This window comes from Novosphingobium sp. TK46, from assembly GCF_055361525.1.
In genome coordinates, this window is record NZ_CM143963.1 from 2,901,902 (window position 1) to 2,920,460 (window position 18,559).

Here is an 18,559-nt window from a genome sequence, read left to right on the forward strand (position 1 = left end):
GATGGCAAATCCGCTTCTGGTGAATGCGGCCCGGACCGCTCCCGTCGTTCTTGCCGGGGTGGCGGCGGTCCCGGCCATCGCGAGCCTAGCGGCGGTGGCGACGGTCTGCCTGTGCGGCATCATGGTGGTGCGCCATCGCACCCAATCGCACGTCAGTTTGCGATACAAAAAGGGGCAGGGGCTGGTGTTCGATCTGATGAAGGAAGCGGATGACGCGTCGTCGATGATCACCGTCCACTCGTCGAAAGACGCCCCGCGATGACCGATGAATTGTTGACCCGGCGCGAAGGCGTTTCCGGGTACCTCTCGCTCAACCGGCCCAAGGCGATCCATGCCCTGACGCTGGAGATGTGCCTGGCGATGACCGAGGCGCTGCTCGCGTGGCGGGCCGAGCCGGCGGTGAAGGCGGTAATTCTCGAACACAGCGAAGGTCGCGGCTTCTGCTCGGGCGGCGATATCAATCTGCTGCGCCAGTCGGCGCTGACCGACGGCGGCGTCGCCGGCCGGGCGTTCTTCTTCGACGAATACCGGCTCAACCATCTGCTGTTCACCTACGACAAACCGGTGGTCGCGTTCATGGACGGCATCACCATGGGTGGCGGTGTCGGCATCTCGCAGCCCGCGAAATACCGCGTCGCGACCGAGAACACCCGCTTCGCCATGCCCGAAACCGGGATCGGCCTGTTCCCCGATGTCGGCGGCGGCTGGTACCTCTCGCGCCTCGACGGACGGCTGGGTCATTTCCTCGCGCTCACCGGCGCGCGGCTGGATGGCGCGGAATGTCTGTGGAGCGGGCTTGCTACCCACTACCTGCCAGCCGGCGCAATCGCCGAAGCCAAGCAGAGGATCGCCGCTGGTGACGAGATCGGCGGGGTGCTTTCGGCGCTTGCTGTCACGCCGCCCGAGCCGAAGATCGCTGCGCAAGCCGCCGCGATCCGCAAGCACTTCGCATCCGATAGGCTGGAGGATATCCTGACCAGCCTGGAAGCGGACGACAGCGAATGGGCGGCCAAGGAACTCGCCACACTCCGCGCCAAGAGCCCGCAGGCCTGCAAGGTCTCGCTGCGGCAGCTTGCGGAGTCCGCGCACCTGACCGACTTTGCCGCCAACATGGCGCTGGAATATCGCCTTGGCGCGCGGGTGCTGCTGCGCCCCGATTTCGCCGAGGGCGTCCGCGCGGTGATCGTCGACAAGGATCACGCGCCCAAATGGAACCCGCCGACGCCCGAGGGTGTCACCGACGACGAGCTGGACGCGATCTTTGCGCCGCTCCCCGCCAACGAAGGATGGAAGCCCCTATGAGCACCGAAACCGCCTACGAGACGATCCTGGTCGAGCAGAGGGGCGCGGTCACGCTGGTCACGCTCAACCGGCCCAAGGCGCTCAACGCGCTGAACTCGACCGTGCTGGCCGAGCTGATCGACGCCTTCGCCAGGTTCGAGGCCGACAAGTCGCAGGGCTGCGCGGTGCTGATCGGGTCGGGCGACAAGGCTTTCGCCGCGGGCGCCGACATCAAGGAGATGGTCGAGAAACCGGGCGCGGATTTCTATTCCGAAGACTTCTTCTCGGGCTGGACCACGAAGTTCGCCAACGCCATCCGCAAACCGTGGATCGCTGCGGTCAACGGCTTTGCGCTGGGTGGCGGCTGTGAAGTGGCGATGATGGCCGACTTCATCATTGCCTCCGAAACCGCCAAGTTCGGCCAGCCCGAGATCCGCCTCGCGGTCGCACCCGGCATGGGCGGTACCCAGCGCCTGACCCGCGCGATCGGCAAGGCCAAGGCGATGGACCTGTGCCTCACCGGCCGCAACATGGACGCCGCCGAGGCCGAGCGCTCGGGCCTCGTCAGCCGCGTGGTGCCGGCCGACCAGCTGCTCGACGAAGCGCTCAAGGCAGCCGAGCTGATCGCCGGCATGCCGCCACTGGCCGCGATGATGAACAAGGAAATGGTCAACATGGCGTTCGAAACGACGCTGCAGACCGGCCTCGTCATGGAACGCCGCATGTTCCAGGTCCTCACCGCCACCGAGGACAAGGCCGAGGGCATGGCCGCCTTCGTCGAGAAGCGGCCCGGCGTCTGGAAGGGGCGCTAGGCCCGCCATGAAGATCGCGTTCATCGGCCTTGGCAACATGGGCGGCGGCATGGCCGCGAACCTCGTCAAGGCGGGGCACGACGTTGCCGCCTTCGACTTGTCCGAAGACGCGCTGGCCCGCGCCAAGGACAGCGGCTGCACCCCGTTCACCGCCGTGCCGGACGCCGTTGCCAATGCCGAGGCGGTGGTCACCATGCTGCCCAACGGCGCCATCGTGAAGGCGGTCTACACCAAGGATGTCATCGGCAAGGCGCCGGCCGGTGCACTGTTCCTCGATTGCTCGACGATCGATCTGGCCACCGCACGCGAAGTCGCCGGGCTGGCCGAGGCGGGGGGCTACGCGATGGTCGATGCGCCGGTCTCGGGCGGGATCGCCGCGGCCAACGGCGGCACGCTGACCTTCATGGTCGGCGGTACCGAGGCGGCGTTCGCAAAGGCGCAGGCCGTGTTCGAACCGATGGCCAAGGCGGTGATCCACGCCGGCGCGATCGGGAGCGGGCAGGTTGCCAAGATGTGCAACAACATGCTGCTGGCGATCCACATGATCGGCACTTGCGAAGCGTTGGCCCTGGCCGAAAAGGCCGGGCTCGATCCGCAGAAGTTCTTCGAGATCAGCTCGAAATCGACCGGCTACAACTGGTCTTTAAACGACTACACGCCGGCTCCCGGCATCGGTGCCACGAGCCCGGCCGACAACGACTATCAGGGTGGATTCGCTTCGGCGCTGATGCTGAAGGACTTGCGGCTGGCGATGGGCGGGGCGCAGACCGCCGGCGCGACCGTGCCGCTGGGCGAACACGCGACGAAGATCTACGAAGCCTTCGTCGAAGCGGGTCATGGCGGCAAGGACTTCGGCGCGATCTTCACGACATTGTGAGCGGGGTTGCCGGCCCGTGCTGGCGGATCGACCCGGCGCCTTATTCCGCCGGTCGTTCTTGATCGCCTTCAGCGGCGGTACGCCGTTCGCGCTCGAACCTGGGCACCCGCATGCCCTTCGTGCGGCTCGTCAGGTGAAACTGTCGGCATAGCTCGCAGCGGTAGGGGCGCAGCGGGAAGGGCGCCCTCGCGGCTGCGGCCAGCGCTTCGCCTTCCTCGCGAAACCGTGCCTTGCGCTGGCAGGTGCCGATGCTCGTGCGCAATGGCTCAGGCCAGGATGCCTGGGCCCAGCAGCGTCAGGATCTTTACGTCGACCGCAAAGCCATCGGTCCTGAAGCGATCGATCGCGGCGTCGATCCCCGACAGGGGCACGCGATGCACGGTGATGTCCTCGCTCTCGACACCGCCGCCTTCGCCGACTTTCACCAGATCGTGCGCGCGCAAAAGGGTGAAGCTTTCGCTCACCATGCCGGGCGAAGAGAAGAACTCGCCGATCACTTCCATGCGACCGGGGCGATAGCCGGTTTCTTCCTCAAGCTCGCGCGCGCCGGCGACACTCGTATCCTCGTCCTGGTTGTCATCATGATCTCCCACCAGTCCCGCGGGCAATTCGATGCAGCGCTTGCCCAGGGGCATGCGGAACTGGTCGACCAGGATCACATGATCCTCGTCGTCGATCGCCAGGATGACGGCGGCGCGGAGGCCGCGCGCACGGCCGACATATTCCCATCGTCCCCGGCGCTTGGCGGTGATGAACTTGCCTTGCCAGACGACTTCCTCGGGCAGGTTCGCTTCGTCGCTCATATTTCTATCAACCTGTCCGGCAATTCATTGACGTCGTCGCTTGCGCGGGGAAGATGCTCGGCAAGGATGGCGCCGATGCGCTCCACCGCGGCGCACATCCCGCCCGCGACATCGCCGCGTCGCAGATGATCCAGCAAGGCCTCGAGCGCGTCGGCCCATACCTCCGCATCGACCTTGCTGGCGATCGCCGCGTCGGCCAGCACCTCGGCCCGATGCTCGCGCATCGACAGGTAGATCAGGATGCCGGTGCGCCCCGTGGTTCGCTGTTCGGCGCTGACGCGGAAGGTATGCAGCGCCCGATCGTGGACGCGCCTGGTCTTGATCGGTGGCGGGATCAGCAGGAAACGCACCGCCGGCGCGGCCTGCAGCAGCACCATCGCCGCGAAAGCCAGCCCGGTGACCAACGAGGCCAGCGTCAAGACGTCGCGCGGCGTCCAGCTGTGGATCCAGCCGCCCTGGAGGATCTCCGCAGCGCCCAGAAAGGCGTCGGGCAACACGGCCATGATCGCCAGCGTCAGCAAGGCGACAAAGGCAGCCCAGGCGAGCGCCACGTCGGAATAGCCATCCGAACGCTCGGCCAGCACGGTGACGATCTCACCCGCGGTGCCGCCTTCGGCCTTGGCCACGGCGTCGCTCACGCGTTGGTGGTCTGCCGATGAAAGGTAGGTGAGTTTGCTCATGCTACCAACTCCCGCTCGCGCCACCGCCGCCGAAGCTGCCGCCCCCGCCCGAGAAGCCGCCCCCGCCTCCACCGCCGCCAAAACCGCCGCCGCCGCCGCCGCCAAAGCCGCCCGGCATGAAGATGATCGGTGAGCCGAAGCCACCGCGGCGCCTGCCGCCACCACCGCCAAACGCGCGCAGGATTGGCAGGACAAAGAACAACAGAATGACCAGCGTGAAGATGATGCCGCCGACCGGAACCCCCTGATCGCGTGATTGCCTGCTTTGCCGTACCGCCTGGGCGGCGATCTGCTGTGCCTGCTGCGGCGGAAGCGTCAATTGCGAGACGATCGCGTCGGTTCCCGCTTCGATCCCGCCCGGCATGTCACCCGCCTTGAACCGGGGTACGATGTCGTTGTTGATGATCAGGAAGCCCATGCCGTCCGGCAGCACGCCTTCAAGGCCATAGCCGACTTCGATCCGCACCTTGCGCTGGTTGGGCGCCACCAGAAGCAGCACGCCATCATTACGCTTCTTGTCGCCGATCCCCCAGGCCCGGCCCAGCTGATAGCCGTAGTCGGAGATCTCCAGTCCCTGCAGGTCGGGCACCGTCGCGACGACAACCTGGCGCTGCGATTGCCGCTCAAGCGTATCGAGCTTCTGGGTCAGGCGTTGTTCGACATCGGGGGGAAGGATGTTGGCGTCGTCCACCACGCGACCGGTCAGCTTGGGGAACTGCGGCGCCGCGACACCGGGTTGCGCGACGAGCGCACCGAGACACGCCAGCAGCGCGCCGAGCAAAAACCTCACCGGTCGAACGCCCGAGCGCCGCGCTACAGCTTGCCTTCAAGGCTTGGTGCGACGTCGGCACCGGGGGTCACGGCCTGGTAGGGGACCAACGGCGAGGCGCCGCGCAGCTTGGCGCCGATCATCGTCGGGAACACCCGTACCTCGGTGTTGTAATCCTGCACGGCGCCGTTGTAGTCGCGCACGGCGACACGGATACGGTTTTCCTGACCCTCGATCTGGGTCTGCAGCATCTGATAGTTGGTGATCGACTTTAGATCGGGATACTTTTCGACGCTGACGAGCAGGCGGCCGAGGCTCTGACCGAATTGCTCCTGCGCCTGGCTAAACTGCTGCATCTTGGCCGGGTCGTTCAGATCGTTGGCCGTCACCTGGACGCTGGTGGCCTTGGCGCGCGCTTCGACGACGCCGGTCAGGATCGCCTTTTCCTGCTCGGCCGCGCCTTTGGCCACGGCGGCAAGATTGGGAACGAGGTTCGCACGTTCCTGGAAAGCGGCCTGCACGTCAGCCCACTTGGCCTTCGCGGCTTCCTGCTTGGTCGGAACCGAATTGAAGCCGCAGGCGGCGACGCTCATCGCTCCGGCCGTAACCAGGAGCACGCGACCGGAGCGGGCGAAATGGGCGCGGGAGAAAGTCTGCAGCATTCCGGACATCCTTGGCTCACGGCTCCGCGCGGTGCGGACCTCTTTGCACGGCGGAATAGATAGCGACGCCCGGCGTCCACGCAAGCGGTGCGTGACACTTGCCAGCGAGACAAGGCTTTGGCAGGCTGACGCACGTCAGGGAACAAGGGATGGCGCGATGACTTTGCTAGACGAATTCAAGAAATTCATCGCGCGCGGAAACGTCCTCGATCTCGCAGTCGGCGTCATCATCGGTGCGGCTTTCGGCAAGATCGTCACCGCGCTGACCGAAAACATCATCATGCCGATCATCGGCTGGCTGTTCGGGGATATCGATTTTTCCAATTACTTCGTAACCTTGGGATCGATACCTGCCACTTACAAAGGCAGCTTGGCCGACTATGCGGCGCTCAAGGCCGCGGGCGTCGCGATGGTGGGCTATGGCGCCTTCGTCACCCAGGTCATCAACTTCCTGATCGTAGCGGCGGTGCTGTTCATGCTGCTGCGTTCGGTCAACCGGGTGATCGACAAGCTCGAACGTGAAAAGAAGGACGCGGCCGACACGGCGGCAGAACAATCGGTGGCGACCGATCCCCAGCTCGATATCCTCAAGGACATCCTGGTCGAACTGAAGAAGCGCGGCGCGCCACCGGCATAGAACCTTGCGCGATCGCGCAAGCAGGCCCTTCACAAGCGACGCGCAATCCTTATATGAGATCTCGCCGGTCTCGACCGGCTATGGTGATAAACTGCGGCGTGAAATAGACGCAGCGGACCCGGGGGCGGTACCCGGCGGCTCCACCACTCCTCTCGTCTCGGCGAGGGAAATGACGGGGCCGAACTAGGATCGACGTGTGTTCAAAGACGCTGTTTTTGCCCGGGCTGAGTAACCCGTTCAAGGCTCAAAACCCAATAAGTGCCAACGATAACGAAGCACTTGCTCTCGCAGCGTAATTCTAGGGGCTAACGCCCTGAAGTTACAAAGCCTGAACACGGTCGGACCCACCGGGTAACAGAAGGGATTCCAGCGGTTCGGAGCGCACCGGGCAACAGAAGCGCTCCACTTACCCCATCATTGACGACATGGACGGCAAGCACAGGTGCCTGGCGGCTTATGCCCGCTAGCGGGCTTCGGCAGTTGTCATGCCACTTTTGACATCACCGTTCATGACGGCCGGCACCGGCGCCGCGAGTGCCTGTTCGTGGCGCAGACAATCGAGCATCTTGGCGCCCGCCATGAACACCGCGCCGGTGCATGCGAGGAACAGCAGTTTGCCGCCGAGCCCAGGGTACTTGATGAGATAGGCGCTGCCTCGTTCGACGGCTCCGAGCGCAAGACCGTAGATGATGAGAAACGCCTCCCACCGGGTCTTGATGACGAAAAGGCGAGAAATCTTCTTGAGCATCGTCACCCTTTGTCCGAACCGTGTCCCATCGCATAGGCAATGAACGTGCCAGCCCCGATTTTACGCCGCCGGCGGTGGTTAACATAATCTCTCGTGTAAGGGTTTCCGACAGGTTAACAAAGTCCAGTGGATCACCCGTAGTCGCGCGATCGTGGGTCGTGCGGTTGCCAAGCTTTCCACCATCCGCCATAGCCGCATCGTTCTTCCCCAGGACAGCATCGGTGTTCACAAAAGGCGGCCAGTCTCATGGCGCGCCGTTTATTGTTGCGAGGTCTCATGACAGGCAGGGTTGAGCGTTCCGGTTTGCAGGTCGATGCCGAACTGGCGAAGTTCGTCGAGACCGACATTCTTCCGCCAATCGGCACGTCGGTCGATGATTTCTGGAGCGGGTTCGCCGCGCTGCTGCGCGATTTTGCACCGCGCAACCGCGCCTTGCTCGCCAAGCGGGACGATCTGCAATCTCAGATCGACGCTTGGCACCAGCAGCGCGCCGGCAAGCCGTTGGTCCAGGACGAGTATCAGGCATTTTTGCGTCAGATCGGCTATCTGGTTCCCGAACCCGCGCCGTTCGTCGTCAGCACCGAGAAAGTCGATGCCGAAATCGCGACGTTGGCCGGACCGCAGCTCGTGGTCCCCGTGCTCAATGCCCGGTTCCTGCTGAACGCGGCGAACGCGCGCTGGGGCAGCCTGTACGACGCCTGGTATGGCACCGACGCGCTCGATGCGGCGCCAGCACAGGGCAAAGGCTACGACCCGGTACGCGGCGCCGCGGTGATCGCGGCGGGTCGTGCGTTCCTGGACCAGGCGGTGCCGCTGGCGCAGGGTTCGTGGGCGGATATCGCGGATATCACCGCGATCGAACTGGCGACGCCGCTGCAGTATCGCGGGACCACCAAGAATGGCCGGCTCTATCGCAGCAACGGACTTGGCATTGAGGTCATCGTCGATCCGACCCATGCCGTGGGCAGCACCGACAAGGCGGGAATCGCCGATATCGTGCTGGAAGCGGCGCTGACCACGATCGTCGATCTTGAGGATTCGATCGCTGCGGTCGACGCTGCGGACAAGATCCTGGCCTATGCCAACTGGCTCGGCGTCATCCGTGGCGATCTGACGGATACCTTCGAGAAGGGCGGTCAGGCGATGACTCGCGCGCTCGCCGAAGACAAGGCCCTGACCACCAGCGATGGCGATGCGCTGGCACTGCCGGGCCGCAGCCTGTTGTTCGTGCGCAATGTCGGCCATCTGATGACAAACCCTGCGATCCTGCTCGCGGATGGCTCGGAGATACCCGAAGGCGTGATGGACGCGGTGCTAACCAGCGCGATCTCGGCACAGGACGTCAAGGGACTCGGCCGGTTCCGCAACAGCCGCGAGGGTTCGATCTACGTCGTCAAGCCGAAGATGCATGGTCCGGAAGAGTGCAGCTTTACCAACGACTTGTTCGATGCGGTTGAGGATCTGCTGCAGCTGCCGCGCCATACCATCAAGGTCGGCGTCATGGACGAGGAGCGGCGGACATCGGCAAACCTCGCCGCATGCATTCATGCGGTGAAGGATCGTATCGTCTTCATCAACACCGGCTTCCTCGATCGCACTGGCGACGAGATCCATACGTCGATGCGCGCAGGCCCGATGATCCGCAAAGGCGCGATCAAGGCGAGCGGCTGGATCCAGGCCTACGAAAAACGCAATGTCGCCATCGGGTTGGCGCATGGACTTTCGGGGCGGGCCCAGATCGGCAAGGGCATGTGGGCGGCACCCGATCGCATGGCGGCGATGATGGTCGAGAAGATCGGCCACCCCAAGACCGGCGCGAACACCGCCTGGGTGCCATCGCCGACGGCCGCGACGCTCCATGCCATGCATTACCATCAGGTCGACGTGTTCGACCTGCGTAGCGATGCGGCTATCGCGACGATCCCGGGCCTCGATGCCCTGTTGCAGGTGCCGTTGGCGGATGGGGTGAACTGGTCCGAGGACGAGGTTCGCGAGGAACTCGACAACAATGCGCAGGGTCTATTGGGCTATGTCGTGCGCTGGATCGATCAGGGTGTCGGCTGCTCCAAGGTGCCCGACATCAACGACATCGGACTGATGGAAGATCGCGCGACGCTGCGCATCTCCAGCCAGCATATGGCCAACTGGCTGCTGCATGGCGTCTGCAGCGAGGACCAGGTTCTGGATTCGCTCAAGCGGATGGCGGCGAAGGTCGATGCGCAGAACGCAGGCGATCCGCTCTACGAACCGATGACCGGGAACTGGGAGACTTCGCTGGCTTTTCAGGCGGCGTGCGACCTCGTGTTCAAGGGAGCCGAGCAGCCCAACGGCTACACCGAACCCCTGCTTCATGCTTGGCGCCTGAAGAAGAAGGCCTTGGCGTAAACGTTGTTACACCAACAGCTTAGCTGAGGACTTTCGCGATAGCTACGAACTCCGGGATGCTCAGCGTCTCGGCCCGTCGTTGCGGGTCGATACCGCATTCGGCCAGGGCATCGAGCGCGCCGGGCAAGCCTTTGACGCTCTGGCGCAGCATCTTGCGGCGCTGGCCGAACGCAGCCTCGGTCAGCCGCTCGAGCATCCGCATCGAGACGCCTGTTGGCGCCGGTGCCGGCTCGACGTGAACGATCGCCGACATGACCTTGGGCGCGGGCGTGAAGGCGCTGCGGTGGACCTTCATCGCCAGCCGCGCGGTCGATCGCCACTGCGCCAGGACTGCCAGTCGCCCGTAGGCGCCGGTGTCCGGCGCGGCGATGATCCGCCGCGCGACTTCCTCCTGGAACATCAGGGTCAGCGAGGTCCAGCGCGGTGGCCAGGTCTCGCCGGTCAGCCAGCCGGTGAACAAGGCGGTGCCGACGTTGTAGGGCAGATTCGCGACGATGGCGTAGGGACCGTCGAACAAGGTGGCGGGGTCGATCTTCAGCGCGTCACCCTCGATCACGCGCAACCGTCCGGGAAACGCATCGGCCAGCTCGGCAAGCGCGGGCAGGCAGCGCCGATCCATCTCGATCGCGGTGACATGCGCGCCCGCCCGCAACAGCGCGCGGGTCAGTCCACCCGGGCCGGGCCCGACTTCGAGAACATGCTGGCCGTCGAGAGAGCCAGGAACGGCGGCAATGCGGTCGAGCAATTGCTCGTCCAGCAAGAAGTTCTGGCCGAGCGCCTTGCTGGCCGACAGCCCATGGCGCGCGATGACCTCGCGCAAGGGGGGGAGGGGTGGATGCATCGCACGTCCCTACGCGCTCAGGTCGCGCGAAGTCGAGCCGTTCAGATCGAACCGTGTGCCTTCAGGCGCTGGGCCGCGCATTCACCGGCCATGCGGATCGCGGCGATCGTCGCGCCCGCGCTTGCCTGGCCGGTGCCGGCGATGGCGAACGCAGTGCCGTGGTCGGGCGAGGTCCGCACGATCGGCAGCCCGAGGGTGACGTTGACGCCCTGATCGAAGTCCAGCGCCTTGATCGGTATCAGGGCCTGATCGTGATACATGCACACTGCCACGTCATAGCGCCCGCGTTCGTGGGCGGCGAACAGCGCGTCGGCCGGGTGGGGGCCGGTGACCGCATGGCCCGCGGCCCGCAAGCGGTCGATCGCCGGGCGGATGATGCGCTGCTCCTCAACACCCATGCGGCCATCCTCGCCCGCGTGCGGATTGAGGCCGGTCACCGCGATCCGCGCTTTAGGGATGCCGAAATCACGGGCAAGTGCGGCGAGGATCACGGTCACGCGGCGTACGATCAGGTCGACCGTAATCAGGCCGGGCACATCCGCCAGTGCCGCGTGAACAGTCAGGGGCACCGTCCGCAACGAGGGACCGGCGAGCATCATCACGGCGTCTTCGCGAACGGTGCCGCTGGCATCGGCGACGAATTCGGTCTGCCCCGGTTGCGTGAAGCCGAAGCGGGCGAGGTGCGATTTGGCAATCGGGCCGGTTACGATGCCGGTGGCGCGGCCCTGTACGGCATGCGCGGTCGCTTCGGTGAGCGAGGCGATCGCGAACCGCGCGCCTTGCTCGTCGGGTTCGCCGGGTCGATAGTCGGCATCATAGCCGCCCAGCACCGGTAGACCACGGGCGAAAGCGGCGCCTGCCTCGGCGGGATCGCCAATCGGCACGATCGTCACGTCGAGCCCACGCCGGCGTGATGCGGACGTCAGGACATTAGCGCCGCCGCTGGCGAAGAACGGCGCCAGATCCTCGGCATCGCGCCGCAGCCAGGCTTCGGCGATCAGTTCCGGCCCGATGCCGGCCGGATCGCCAAGCGATACCGCGAGCGGCGCGCGCCGTTCCATCAGGCGATCAGTTGTACTCGATCACCGCGTCGCGGCGAAGATCGCGCAAGTACATCTGCGCGCGCTTGTTGATGCGATCGTCTTCCATCTGGCTCATCAACTGGTCGAAGTTCGGCCCATTGGCATTGGGGGCATCGTCGCGCCCGCACAGCATCAGCACGCGCACGCCTTCCTTGATCGAGCCGAACGGCGGCGAGGTTTCGCCGACGTTCAGTGCCAGGACCGCGTTCTGCAACGGTCCGGGCAGATCGCGCGCGCGCACCTGATCGTTGGCGACGACTTGCGCGCCAAGCTTGCCGGCGACTTCGTCCACCGCGCCGCAACCCTTGGCGCCCTGCATCGCCGAGGCGAACGTCTTGGCGCGGGCAGTCGCCTGCGCCTCGGTGGTGCCGGCGGGGAAGTTGATCGAAACCTGCTTGAGCGCCAGCACCGCATCGCGCGGATCGGCGGTGAGGACCTTGCGCTTGTCGATCAGATAGAGGATCGAATAGCCGCCGGGGATCTTGATCGGTCCGACCAGCTGGCCGGTCTGGATCTCGCTGGCGGCCTGCGCCAGTTCGGTCGGCAGCTGGGCAAGCTTGATCCAGCCCAGATCGCCACCGACGGCAGCGGTCGATGCCTGCGAATACTGGCGGGCGTAGGCGACGAAGCTGCCGCCCTGCTTGAGCTGCTCGACGATCTTGTGCGCATTGTCCGAGACCTGCTGCTGGTCCTCGTCCGTGGCGGCCAGATAGATCTCGCCGATCCGGTACTCGTCGGTGCCCTTGGACGCTTCGAGCCGGCTCATCACTTCCTTCACCTCGTCATCCGAGACGTTGACGAAAGGTGCGACGTTGCGGCTAAGCAGGCGCTGCCACGAAAGTTCGCCAAGGATCTGGCGCTTGAGCGATGCCGGCGCGGAGCCGACGCGACCGAGGTACGCATCCATCGCCGCCGGATTCTGGCCGAAGTTCTGGGTGGCGACGCGCGCATAGGTCTGATCGACCTCGGCCGACTTGACCTCGATATCGGCGGCCTTGGCGGCCTGAATCTGCAGCGTCTCGTCGATCAGGTTGCGCAGAACCTGCAGGCGCAGGCGGGATTTTTCCTCATCGCCGACCTTGTTCTCGTTGGCGGCAAGGATCAGCGCGAGGCGCTGGTCGACGTCGGTTCCCGTGATGACGTCGCCGTTCACCACGGCGGTGGCGCGCCGCTGGTTGGGGTTGTTGGCGGCGGCAAAGATCTTCACATCGTCGGGGATCGTGATGTTCCCCTGGGCGTCTTCTTGCTGTTGCGCCGACGCGATCGGCACGGCGAGTGCGCCCGCGAGGACGGCCAGCGTGAGCGAACCTGTCCTCAAGCCATTACGAATGCTGGTTTTCACCGTGTCTTCTATCCCGTCCTGGGCCGGATACTCGGCCAGATACCGCAAGGTCATGTCGTATCCAACCGACCCGGCGTACCATGATCGCGTGCCCTGCAGCAGCGCGGCTTAACTGAAAATGAGCATGACCGATAGCGCGATTGCAGGCGTCCGCCGATGGTATGAGGTGGTCGCGGGTTTCGCAGTCGCCATGCGGCAAGGCTACTTGAAGCCGATGTTCTTGAGCGCGAAGTTCACCGAGAAGGAGTTGCCTTGGCGCGCGTCGCCGATGATCTGGTAGTCGCGTCGCCATGTCAGCGCGACCTGCAGGCAGTCATCCTCGTAGGCGGCGCCGATGCGCGTGCGCAGGGGCTGGAAACCGTCCGAGCCGAACGTCGGATCCTCGCTGCGGTCGGTCAGGTTGACGACCGCCGAACCGAAGATCGACCAGTAGTTGAGGATCGATGCGCGGCCGGCGAAGCGCAGTTCCTCGCGGTCGCGCAGATCCTCGACCACGTCGATATCGCGATTGAGCTTGGTGTAGCCGATTTCTGCGTAAGTCTTGCTGTTGCCGATCGTCGCATCGATTTCATTGCGCCGCATCTGGAAGCTGTCCTTGTCCAGCCGGTAGCGGTGGGTGAGCGAGATGAAATCGCGATAGCGAACTTCGGTGCGGCCGACGATGTCGGATGTCTTGTTGGACAGGCCGGTACCGTCCGGCAGGATGGACTCCTGATTGCTCAGCCGGATAGACTGACCGACGTTCGCGAGGATGCGCCAGCGGGGGCGTTCGAATTTCCAGTCGACGCCGTAGGTGAAGCGCACGCCGTCCTCGATCCGATCGTACCCGGGGAAGCGGTTGAGTGCGAACAGGTTGCTGTCTTCCAAATCGATCGCGCGCGCGTCTTCGTTGGGGATCGAGAGATTGGGCGTGTTGGGTGTCGCGACCAGCTGGACACGCGGGGTGAGCACTTGCGTGCCGCCGAACACGGCGCCCACCAGCGGCCAGCGCACGTCGACCGCCGCAGTCGCGATGCCGCGCGTCTTCCATCCGGCTTCGCCACGATAGAGATCTGTAGTCGTCAACGCGTTCTGGTTGGAGTGATAGACATCGCCGCGCAGCAAGCCGGTAAACGTCACCTCCTGGCCCATCCCGGTCAACTTGCGGAGCGACCACTGCGCCTTGGCGAACGCGCGTTGCGTGTCCTGTCCGTTCGGCCGGGTGATCGCCAGAGTGTTCACCTGACCTTCGATGACGCCACCCAGCACCGGGTCGGCGAAGCGGCGGCGATAGTCGATCAGCGGCAGGGCGATCGGCTGCTGGCCCTGGTCGACCCCGGTACGCAGGGTCTGGGTGTTCCAGCCTGATATCGACAGGTAGCTGTCGGGATCGATCCGCTCGACATCGATGAACGAACGCAGCCGGTCGTCGCGGCTGATGTCGTAGCGGCGCAGGAACGTACGGTCGGTGGCGCGCCGGATCGAGGTCGTCACGCTCCACGCCGGATCCAGCTGGAAGCGGCCGTTGGCAAAGACGTATCCGCGAAAGCTGCGATTGGACTGCGGATTGTCGCCGCTGATCGGGATGCGGCTGCTGGAGGTCGCGTAGCCCGTGATCTGGTAGGCGCCGTCCTGGGTGAGCGCGCGATACTGGCCCGCGACCATCGGCGCGACCTTGCTATAGACGTAAGCGGTGCCGGTCAGGTCGCGGTTCTTGGCGATCTGCCAATAGTAGGAATCGCTGATCTCGAGGCCGTTGGACGGCGACACGCCGAAATCGGGAACGAGGAAGCCACCGACCGAGCCGCCGCTGGTCGAGATGCGCAGTCCCGGCAGCGGCAGCTTGATCAGGTCGAACATCTCGAGCCGGGCGTTCTTGAACGTGATCCGTTCGGCGGTCTCGTCATAGACGACCTGTTTCGCGGTCACGCGCCAGCTCGGCTGCTTGGGGCAGCCATCACTGTCCTCGATGGCGCAGCCGGTGTAGGCGGCCTTGTTCAGGATGACGTTGCCGTTGTCGATGCGCTCGCCGGAGACCGCCGCCAGACGACCGCCCTGGCGCATCGCGATCAGCAGGTTCTGCATCGCGCCGGTCTTGAGCTCGTCGGTCAGTTCGACCCGGTCGGTGAACACCTGGTTGCCGTTCTCGTCGACCAGACGCACGTTGCCGGTGGCGATGATCTGGCCGGTCTTCTGGTTCCAGGTGACGCGATCCGATCGCACCGACTGGTCGTCGCGACGCAGCACGACGTTGCCGGTGGCGGTCACCTGATCGGAATTCTGCGCGTATTCCACCTTGTCGGCGGCGAAGGCGACCGGAATCTCGTTCGCACTCGTCGCGGGCGGCGGGGCTGGGGGCACCACCATCGGCTGGTCCGGAATCGGGCGCGTGAGATCCTGCGCCAGCGCGGCGCCGGGAGCGGCAAAGGCGACGAGCCCTGCCGCCAGCGCACTCAGCGAGTGGGAGCGCAAGCGAAGGGAGGGGGCTTGCGGTGGGATCGGCAGGACGGGGGGCATGGCTTGCCTATCGCATCGCCCGCGCTTAACTGCAATCCGCCGGTGATGCGAACCTGGAACCTTTGCGACAGCTTGCAAGTCGCGCGGCGGGCGGTCAGGTCTGCGTTTTCGATCGGCTGAGGAGAATCCATGCAAATTCAGTTCCTTGATGCAGGTGTGTCGCCGCAGGCCGCCATTCTCGTGGTACCGGTCAATCAGGATGCGTTGCCCGCCGGATCCGAAGCAACCGTGCTTGAAGCGGCCAGACGCGCCAAATTCACGGGCAAACCAGGCCAGTTGCTCGAAAGTTATGTCGAGCGTGACGGCCGCGTCGTACGCCTCGTGCTTGCCGGACTGGGCAGCGTGGATGACAAGGATCGCGTCGTCTCGGCGGAAAAGGCCGGCGCCGGTATCGTCGCGCGCTTCCTCACCTCGGGCGAGACGACGCTCGCCATCGATCTTTCGAACAGCGGCCTTTCGGTAGAGCAGGCCGCCGCGCTGCTGCTGGGCCTGCGCCTGCGCGCCTGGCGCTGGGACACCTATCGCACCACGCAGAGCGACGACAAGAAGCCGACGCTCACCGGGGTGACCGTGATCGGCGCGCCCGCAGGCACCGAAGCGCAGTGGGAGATCGAACAGGCGCTCGCCACCGGGGTTGAGTTCACGCGTGAACTGGTGACCGAGCCGGCCAACATCATCTATCCCGAAAGCTTCGTCGCGCGCTGTCGTGAACGGATGGAGGGCACCGGCCTCAAGATCCGCGTGCTGGGCGAAGCCGAAATGGCGGAGCTGGGCATGGGCTCGTTGCTCGGCGTCTCGCAAGGCTCGGTCCGCGATGCGCAGCTGCTGGTCATGGAATGGAACGGCGGCGAACAAGGCGGCCAGAAGGGTGCGGGCCCGATCGCCTTCGTGGGCAAGGGCGTGACCTTCGACAGCGGTGGCATCAGTATCAAGGGTGCTGGCGGCATGGAAGACATGAAGTGGGACATGGGCGGCGCCGGCGCGGTGGCCGGCACCATGCTCGCGCTCGCCTTGCGCAAGGCCAAGGCCAACGTCGTCGCGGTTTGCGGCCTGGTCGAGAACATGCCCGACGGTAACGCCCAGCGTCCCGGCGACGTGGTGAAGTCGCTGTCGGGGCAGACGATCGAGGTCATCAATACCGACGCGGAAGGCCGGCTGGTGCTGTGCGATGCGCTCACCTGGGTGCAGCGCGAATATGCGCCGAGCCGGATCGTCGATCTCGCGACCCTGACCGGCGCGATCATCGCCGCGCTGGCGTTCGAGTACGCCGGTCTGTTCTCGAACGACGACGCGCTTTCGGCGGACCTGACCGCAGCCGGCGCCGCCACGGGTGAGCGGCTGTGGCGCTTCCCGATGGGTTCCGAGTTCGACAAGATGATCGACAGCCCGATCGCCGACATGAAGAACGTCGGCGGCCGCTACGCCGGATCGATCACCGCGGCGCAGTTCCTCAAGCGATTCATCGAAAACGGTACCCCATGGGCGCACCTCGACATCGCCGGTACCGTCTGGGCCGACAAGTCCGGGGCGACCTGGGACAAGGGCGCGACCGGCTTCGGCGTGCGCCTGCTCGACCGGTTCGTGCGCGACACCGCCGAGGCATGACGGACTAGGCGGGCAGGGCATCAAAGCGATATGAGCCTGTCGGCATGACCCGCGTCGATTTCTACCAGCTGTCGCGCGATCCGGTCGAGGCGGCGCTGCCGTTGCTCGCGCGGGCCACGCTCAATGCGGGTGAGCGGATGCTGGTGGTGTCGGCCGATCCCGGTCAGCTGGATCGTATCGGCGAAGGGCTGTGGGCGCTGCCGGACAGTTTCCTCGCCAACGGCCGGGCGGGTGGTGCGCACGACGCGCGCCAGCCCGTGCTGCTGTCCGACGCGTGCGAGCCGGCCAACGGCGCGCGTTTCCTGGCGCTGGCCGATGGTCGCTGGCGCGAGGAGGCGACCGGCTTCGCGCGCACGTTCCTGTTGTTCGACGATACGACGGTCGAGGCGGCGCGGGGTGTGTGGAAGCAGTTGCGCGGTCGCGCCGACACCGAACGTCACTTCTGGAAGCAGGAGGGCGGCCGTTGGGCCGAGGCGGGTTGAGCGCGTCCCATCCTCGCTCGGCTTGCTTCGCCGCGCCGACCCGGCTAGGGGCGCGCCCAACTTGAACACAGACGCATCTGAGGAACTTTCCATGGCCGTGACCCGCACCTTTTCGATCATCAAGCCCGACGCCACGCGCCGCAACCTGACCGGCGCCGTCACCAAGATGCTGGAAGATGCCGGCCTGCGCGTCGTCGCGTCCAAGCGCATCCAGATGACCCAGGAGCAGGCCGAGGGCTTCTACGCCGTCCACAAGGAGCGTCCGTTCTTCGGTGATCTGGTCAGCTTCATGATCTCGGGCCCGGTAGTCGTGCAGGTGCTCGAAGGTCTCGACGCCGTGAAGCGCAACCGCGACATCATGGGCGCGACCAACCCCGAGAACGCCGATGCCGGCACCATCCGCAAGGAACTGGCCGAGAGCATCGAGGCCAACTCGGTTCACGGCTCGGACTCCGAAGAGAACGCCGAGATCGAGATCGCCTACTTCTTCAAGCCCGAAGAGATCGTCGGCTGATCGACCGGCCAAACGGCTGAAATACGAAGGGCCGCTCCGTTCGGGGCGGCCTTTTGCATTTGATCGATGCAGGACCGTTGCGGTATCGTGCCGCGCAAAGGAGATCAGCGATGCAGGGCATGGGCGAAACTGCGGGCGAGAATTGCCCGTTCGAGTTCAACTTCGATCCCGCCAGCTTCAAGGTCGGTGATACGGTGAGCTATCGGGTGACCGGCAGCCTCGACGGCTTTCCGTTCGTCGGCACGCTGCTGGAGGTACACGACGATCACGTCCTGATCGCCGGCGACGTCACCGATCCCAACGCCCGCTACAAAGGCACGCGCGAAAGCCGGCCTGTGGTCGATTTCGCCGAGGTCTGACGCCGGACTTGACTTGACGAACCGTATCGGTTATACGCTGCGGCACTGGAGCAGGTCTCGGCCTGACCCGGTAAACGGCGGGTGCGGGGAACGGTGCATCGTTCGACCAACCCGCACCGTGCGGCCGGCGCTTCATAGACGGGCGCCTGCACCCGATGCGACTGCATGACGATCGGCATCCGGC

Annotated in this window: 19 protein-coding genes and 1 other RNA gene; 11 read left to right on the forward strand and 9 right to left on the reverse strand. The window is 65.2% G+C overall.

From position 1 onward, the window contains the following. Position 1: 1 nt before the first annotated feature. The 4 genes from ACXJ1Z_RS13930 to mmsB are packed head-to-tail and all read left to right on the forward strand — an operon-like array spanning position 2 to position 2,970. A complete protein-coding gene (locus ACXJ1Z_RS13930) occupies positions 2-262 on the forward strand; it encodes a hypothetical protein (protein WP_463777426.1) in 261 nt (86 codons plus the stop codon). Continuing rightward, positions 259-1,302, forward strand: coding sequence for an enoyl-CoA hydratase/isomerase family protein (locus tag ACXJ1Z_RS13935; protein ID WP_463777427.1), 1,044 nt, complete (start codon positions 259-261; stop codon positions 1,300-1,302). Before ACXJ1Z_RS13930 ends, ACXJ1Z_RS13935 begins: the two co-directional genes overlap by 4 nt. Beyond that, on the forward strand, positions 1,299-2,093 hold the full coding sequence (locus ACXJ1Z_RS13940; protein ID WP_463777429.1) for an enoyl-CoA hydratase-related protein: 795 nt from the start codon (positions 1,299-1,301) through the stop codon (positions 2,091-2,093). The genes ACXJ1Z_RS13935 and ACXJ1Z_RS13940 overlap by 4 nt, the downstream gene beginning before the upstream one ends. Before the next feature lie 7 nt (positions 2,094-2,100). Continuing rightward, a complete protein-coding gene (gene mmsB / locus ACXJ1Z_RS13945; protein WP_463777431.1) occupies positions 2,101-2,970 on the forward strand; it encodes a 3-hydroxyisobutyrate dehydrogenase in 870 nt (289 codons plus the stop codon). 266 nt (positions 2,971-3,236) lie between these two features. On the opposite strand, the gene ACXJ1Z_RS13950 is transcribed toward mmsB, so the two are convergent. From ACXJ1Z_RS13950 to ACXJ1Z_RS13965, 4 genes are read right to left on the reverse strand one after another with little or no spacing between them, the layout of a single operon-like run. Next, on the reverse strand, positions 3,237-3,773 hold the full coding sequence (locus tag ACXJ1Z_RS13950; RefSeq protein ID WP_463777432.1) for an NUDIX hydrolase: 537 nt from the start codon (positions 3,771-3,773) through the stop codon (positions 3,237-3,239). Next, a complete protein-coding gene (locus ACXJ1Z_RS13955) occupies positions 3,770-4,453 on the reverse strand; it encodes a TPM domain-containing protein (protein WP_463777433.1) in 684 nt (227 codons plus the stop codon). The genes ACXJ1Z_RS13950 and ACXJ1Z_RS13955 overlap by 4 nt, the downstream gene beginning before the upstream one ends. Before the next feature lies 1 nt (position 4,454). After that, entirely contained in the window at positions 4,455-5,243 is a 789-nt protein-coding gene (locus ACXJ1Z_RS13960) for a TPM domain-containing protein (RefSeq protein WP_463777435.1), read from the reverse strand. Between the two features lie 23 nt (positions 5,244-5,266). Then, positions 5,267-5,884: a LemA family protein gene (locus tag ACXJ1Z_RS13965; RefSeq protein ID WP_463777436.1), complete on the reverse strand. Its 618-nt coding sequence runs from the start codon at positions 5,882-5,884 to the stop codon at positions 5,267-5,269. Positions 5,885-6,041: 157 nt separating this feature from the next. Here ACXJ1Z_RS13965 and mscL point away from each other — a divergent pair, with 157 nt between their 5' ends. Both mscL and ssrA read left to right on the forward strand, forming a co-directional pair. Beyond that, positions 6,042-6,521 carry a large conductance mechanosensitive channel protein MscL gene (gene mscL, locus ACXJ1Z_RS13970; protein ID WP_463777438.1) on the forward strand — a complete coding sequence of 160 codons (480 nt, stop codon included), beginning with the start codon at positions 6,042-6,044 and terminating at the stop codon, positions 6,519-6,521. A gap of 24 nt (positions 6,522-6,545) precedes the next feature. Beyond that, positions 6,546-6,890: a transfer-messenger RNA gene (ssrA, locus tag ACXJ1Z_RS13975) on the forward strand. A gap of 94 nt (positions 6,891-6,984) precedes the next feature. Here the strand turns inward: ssrA and ACXJ1Z_RS13980 are convergent. Further along, complete coding sequence (locus tag ACXJ1Z_RS13980) at positions 6,985-7,269, reverse strand: hypothetical protein (RefSeq protein ID WP_463777439.1); 285 nt, start codon at positions 7,267-7,269, stop codon at positions 6,985-6,987. Positions 7,270-7,545: 276 nt separating this feature from the next. Here ACXJ1Z_RS13980 and ACXJ1Z_RS13985 point away from each other — a divergent pair, with 276 nt between their 5' ends. Continuing rightward, entirely contained in the window at positions 7,546-9,654 is a 2,109-nt protein-coding gene (locus ACXJ1Z_RS13985) for a malate synthase G (protein ID WP_463777440.1), read from the forward strand. Between the two features lie 19 nt (positions 9,655-9,673). On the opposite strand, the gene rsmA is transcribed toward ACXJ1Z_RS13985, so the two are convergent. The 4 genes from rsmA to ACXJ1Z_RS14005 form a co-directional block, all read right to left on the reverse strand. Next, positions 9,674-10,495 carry a 16S rRNA (adenine(1518)-N(6)/adenine(1519)-N(6))-dimethyltransferase RsmA gene (gene rsmA / locus ACXJ1Z_RS13990; RefSeq protein ID WP_463777441.1) on the reverse strand — a complete coding sequence of 274 codons (822 nt, stop codon included), beginning with the start codon at positions 10,493-10,495 and terminating at the stop codon, positions 9,674-9,676. A gap of 41 nt (positions 10,496-10,536) precedes the next feature. Further along, complete coding sequence (pdxA, locus tag ACXJ1Z_RS13995) at positions 10,537-11,556, reverse strand: 4-hydroxythreonine-4-phosphate dehydrogenase PdxA (protein WP_463777443.1); 1,020 nt, start codon at positions 11,554-11,556, stop codon at positions 10,537-10,539. Positions 11,557-11,563: 7 nt separating this feature from the next. After that, entirely contained in the window at positions 11,564-12,973 is a 1,410-nt protein-coding gene (locus ACXJ1Z_RS14000; protein WP_463777444.1) for a peptidylprolyl isomerase, read from the reverse strand. 147 nt (positions 12,974-13,120) lie between these two features. Then, positions 13,121-15,415, reverse strand: coding sequence for an LPS-assembly protein LptD (locus ACXJ1Z_RS14005; RefSeq protein WP_463777446.1), 2,295 nt, complete (start codon positions 15,413-15,415; stop codon positions 13,121-13,123). Between the two features lie 129 nt (positions 15,416-15,544). Between ACXJ1Z_RS14005 and ACXJ1Z_RS14010 the strand changes: the two genes are divergently transcribed. The 4 genes from ACXJ1Z_RS14010 to ACXJ1Z_RS14025 all read left to right on the forward strand — a co-directional run bounded on the left by ACXJ1Z_RS14010 (position 15,545) and on the right by ACXJ1Z_RS14025 (position 18,375). Beyond that, complete coding sequence (locus ACXJ1Z_RS14010) at positions 15,545-17,020, forward strand: leucyl aminopeptidase (protein ID WP_463777447.1); 1,476 nt, start codon at positions 15,545-15,547, stop codon at positions 17,018-17,020. 44 nt (positions 17,021-17,064) lie between these two features. Continuing rightward, positions 17,065-17,502: a DNA polymerase III subunit chi gene (locus ACXJ1Z_RS14015; RefSeq protein ID WP_463777449.1), complete on the forward strand. Its 438-nt coding sequence runs from the start codon at positions 17,065-17,067 to the stop codon at positions 17,500-17,502. A 91-nt stretch (positions 17,503-17,593) separates the two neighbouring features. Then, a complete protein-coding gene (gene ndk / locus ACXJ1Z_RS14020) occupies positions 17,594-18,016 on the forward strand; it encodes a nucleoside-diphosphate kinase (RefSeq protein ID WP_463777451.1) in 423 nt (140 codons plus the stop codon). 110 nt (positions 18,017-18,126) lie between these two features. Further along, entirely contained in the window at positions 18,127-18,375 is a 249-nt protein-coding gene (locus ACXJ1Z_RS14025) for a hypothetical protein (protein ID WP_463777452.1), read from the forward strand. Positions 18,376-18,559: the final 184 nt, after the last annotated feature.

What these genes read in the sequence shown, in the direction of transcription:
- ACXJ1Z_RS13930 (WP_463777426.1), top strand. Translation starts at nt 2, where the DNA reads ATGGCAAATCCGCTTCTGGTGAATGCGGCCCGGACCGCTCCCGTCGTT.
- ACXJ1Z_RS13935 (WP_463777427.1), top strand. Translation starts at nt 259, where the DNA reads ATGACCGATGAATTGTTGACCCGGCGCGAAGGCGTTTCCGGGTACCTC.
- ACXJ1Z_RS13940 (WP_463777429.1), top strand. Translation starts at nt 1,299, where the DNA reads ATGAGCACCGAAACCGCCTACGAGACGATCCTGGTCGAGCAGAGGGGC.
- mmsB (WP_463777431.1), top strand. Translation starts at nt 2,101, where the DNA reads ATGAAGATCGCGTTCATCGGCCTTGGCAACATGGGCGGCGGCATGGCC.
- ACXJ1Z_RS13950 (WP_463777432.1), bottom strand. Translation starts at nt 3,773, where the DNA reads ATGAGCGACGAAGCGAACCTGCCCGAGGAAGTCGTCTGGCAAGGCAAG.
- ACXJ1Z_RS13955 (WP_463777433.1), bottom strand. Translation starts at nt 4,453, where the DNA reads ATGAGCAAACTCACCTACCTTTCATCGGCAGACCACCAACGCGTGAGC.
- ACXJ1Z_RS13965 (WP_463777436.1), bottom strand. Translation starts at nt 5,884, where the DNA reads ATGCTGCAGACTTTCTCCCGCGCCCATTTCGCCCGCTCCGGTCGCGTG.
- mscL (WP_463777438.1), top strand. Translation starts at nt 6,042, where the DNA reads ATGACTTTGCTAGACGAATTCAAGAAATTCATCGCGCGCGGAAACGTC.
- ACXJ1Z_RS13980 (WP_463777439.1), bottom strand. Translation starts at nt 7,269, where the DNA reads ATGCTCAAGAAGATTTCTCGCCTTTTCGTCATCAAGACCCGGTGGGAG.
- ACXJ1Z_RS13985 (WP_463777440.1), top strand. Translation starts at nt 7,546, where the DNA reads ATGACAGGCAGGGTTGAGCGTTCCGGTTTGCAGGTCGATGCCGAACTG.
- rsmA (WP_463777441.1), bottom strand. Translation starts at nt 10,495, where the DNA reads ATGCATCCACCCCTCCCCCCCTTGCGCGAGGTCATCGCGCGCCATGGG.
- pdxA (WP_463777443.1), bottom strand. Translation starts at nt 11,556, where the DNA reads ATGGAACGGCGCGCGCCGCTCGCGGTATCGCTTGGCGATCCGGCCGGC.
- ACXJ1Z_RS14000 (WP_463777444.1), bottom strand. Translation starts at nt 12,973, where the DNA reads ATGACCTTGCGGTATCTGGCCGAGTATCCGGCCCAGGACGGGATAGAA.
- ACXJ1Z_RS14005 (WP_463777446.1), bottom strand. Translation starts at nt 15,415, where the DNA reads ATGCCCCCCGTCCTGCCGATCCCACCGCAAGCCCCCTCCCTTCGCTTG.
- ACXJ1Z_RS14010 (WP_463777447.1), top strand. Translation starts at nt 15,545, where the DNA reads ATGCAAATTCAGTTCCTTGATGCAGGTGTGTCGCCGCAGGCCGCCATT.
- ACXJ1Z_RS14015 (WP_463777449.1), top strand. Translation starts at nt 17,065, where the DNA reads ATGACCCGCGTCGATTTCTACCAGCTGTCGCGCGATCCGGTCGAGGCG.
- ndk (WP_463777451.1), top strand. Translation starts at nt 17,594, where the DNA reads ATGGCCGTGACCCGCACCTTTTCGATCATCAAGCCCGACGCCACGCGC.
- ACXJ1Z_RS14025 (WP_463777452.1), top strand. Translation starts at nt 18,127, where the DNA reads ATGCAGGGCATGGGCGAAACTGCGGGCGAGAATTGCCCGTTCGAGTTC.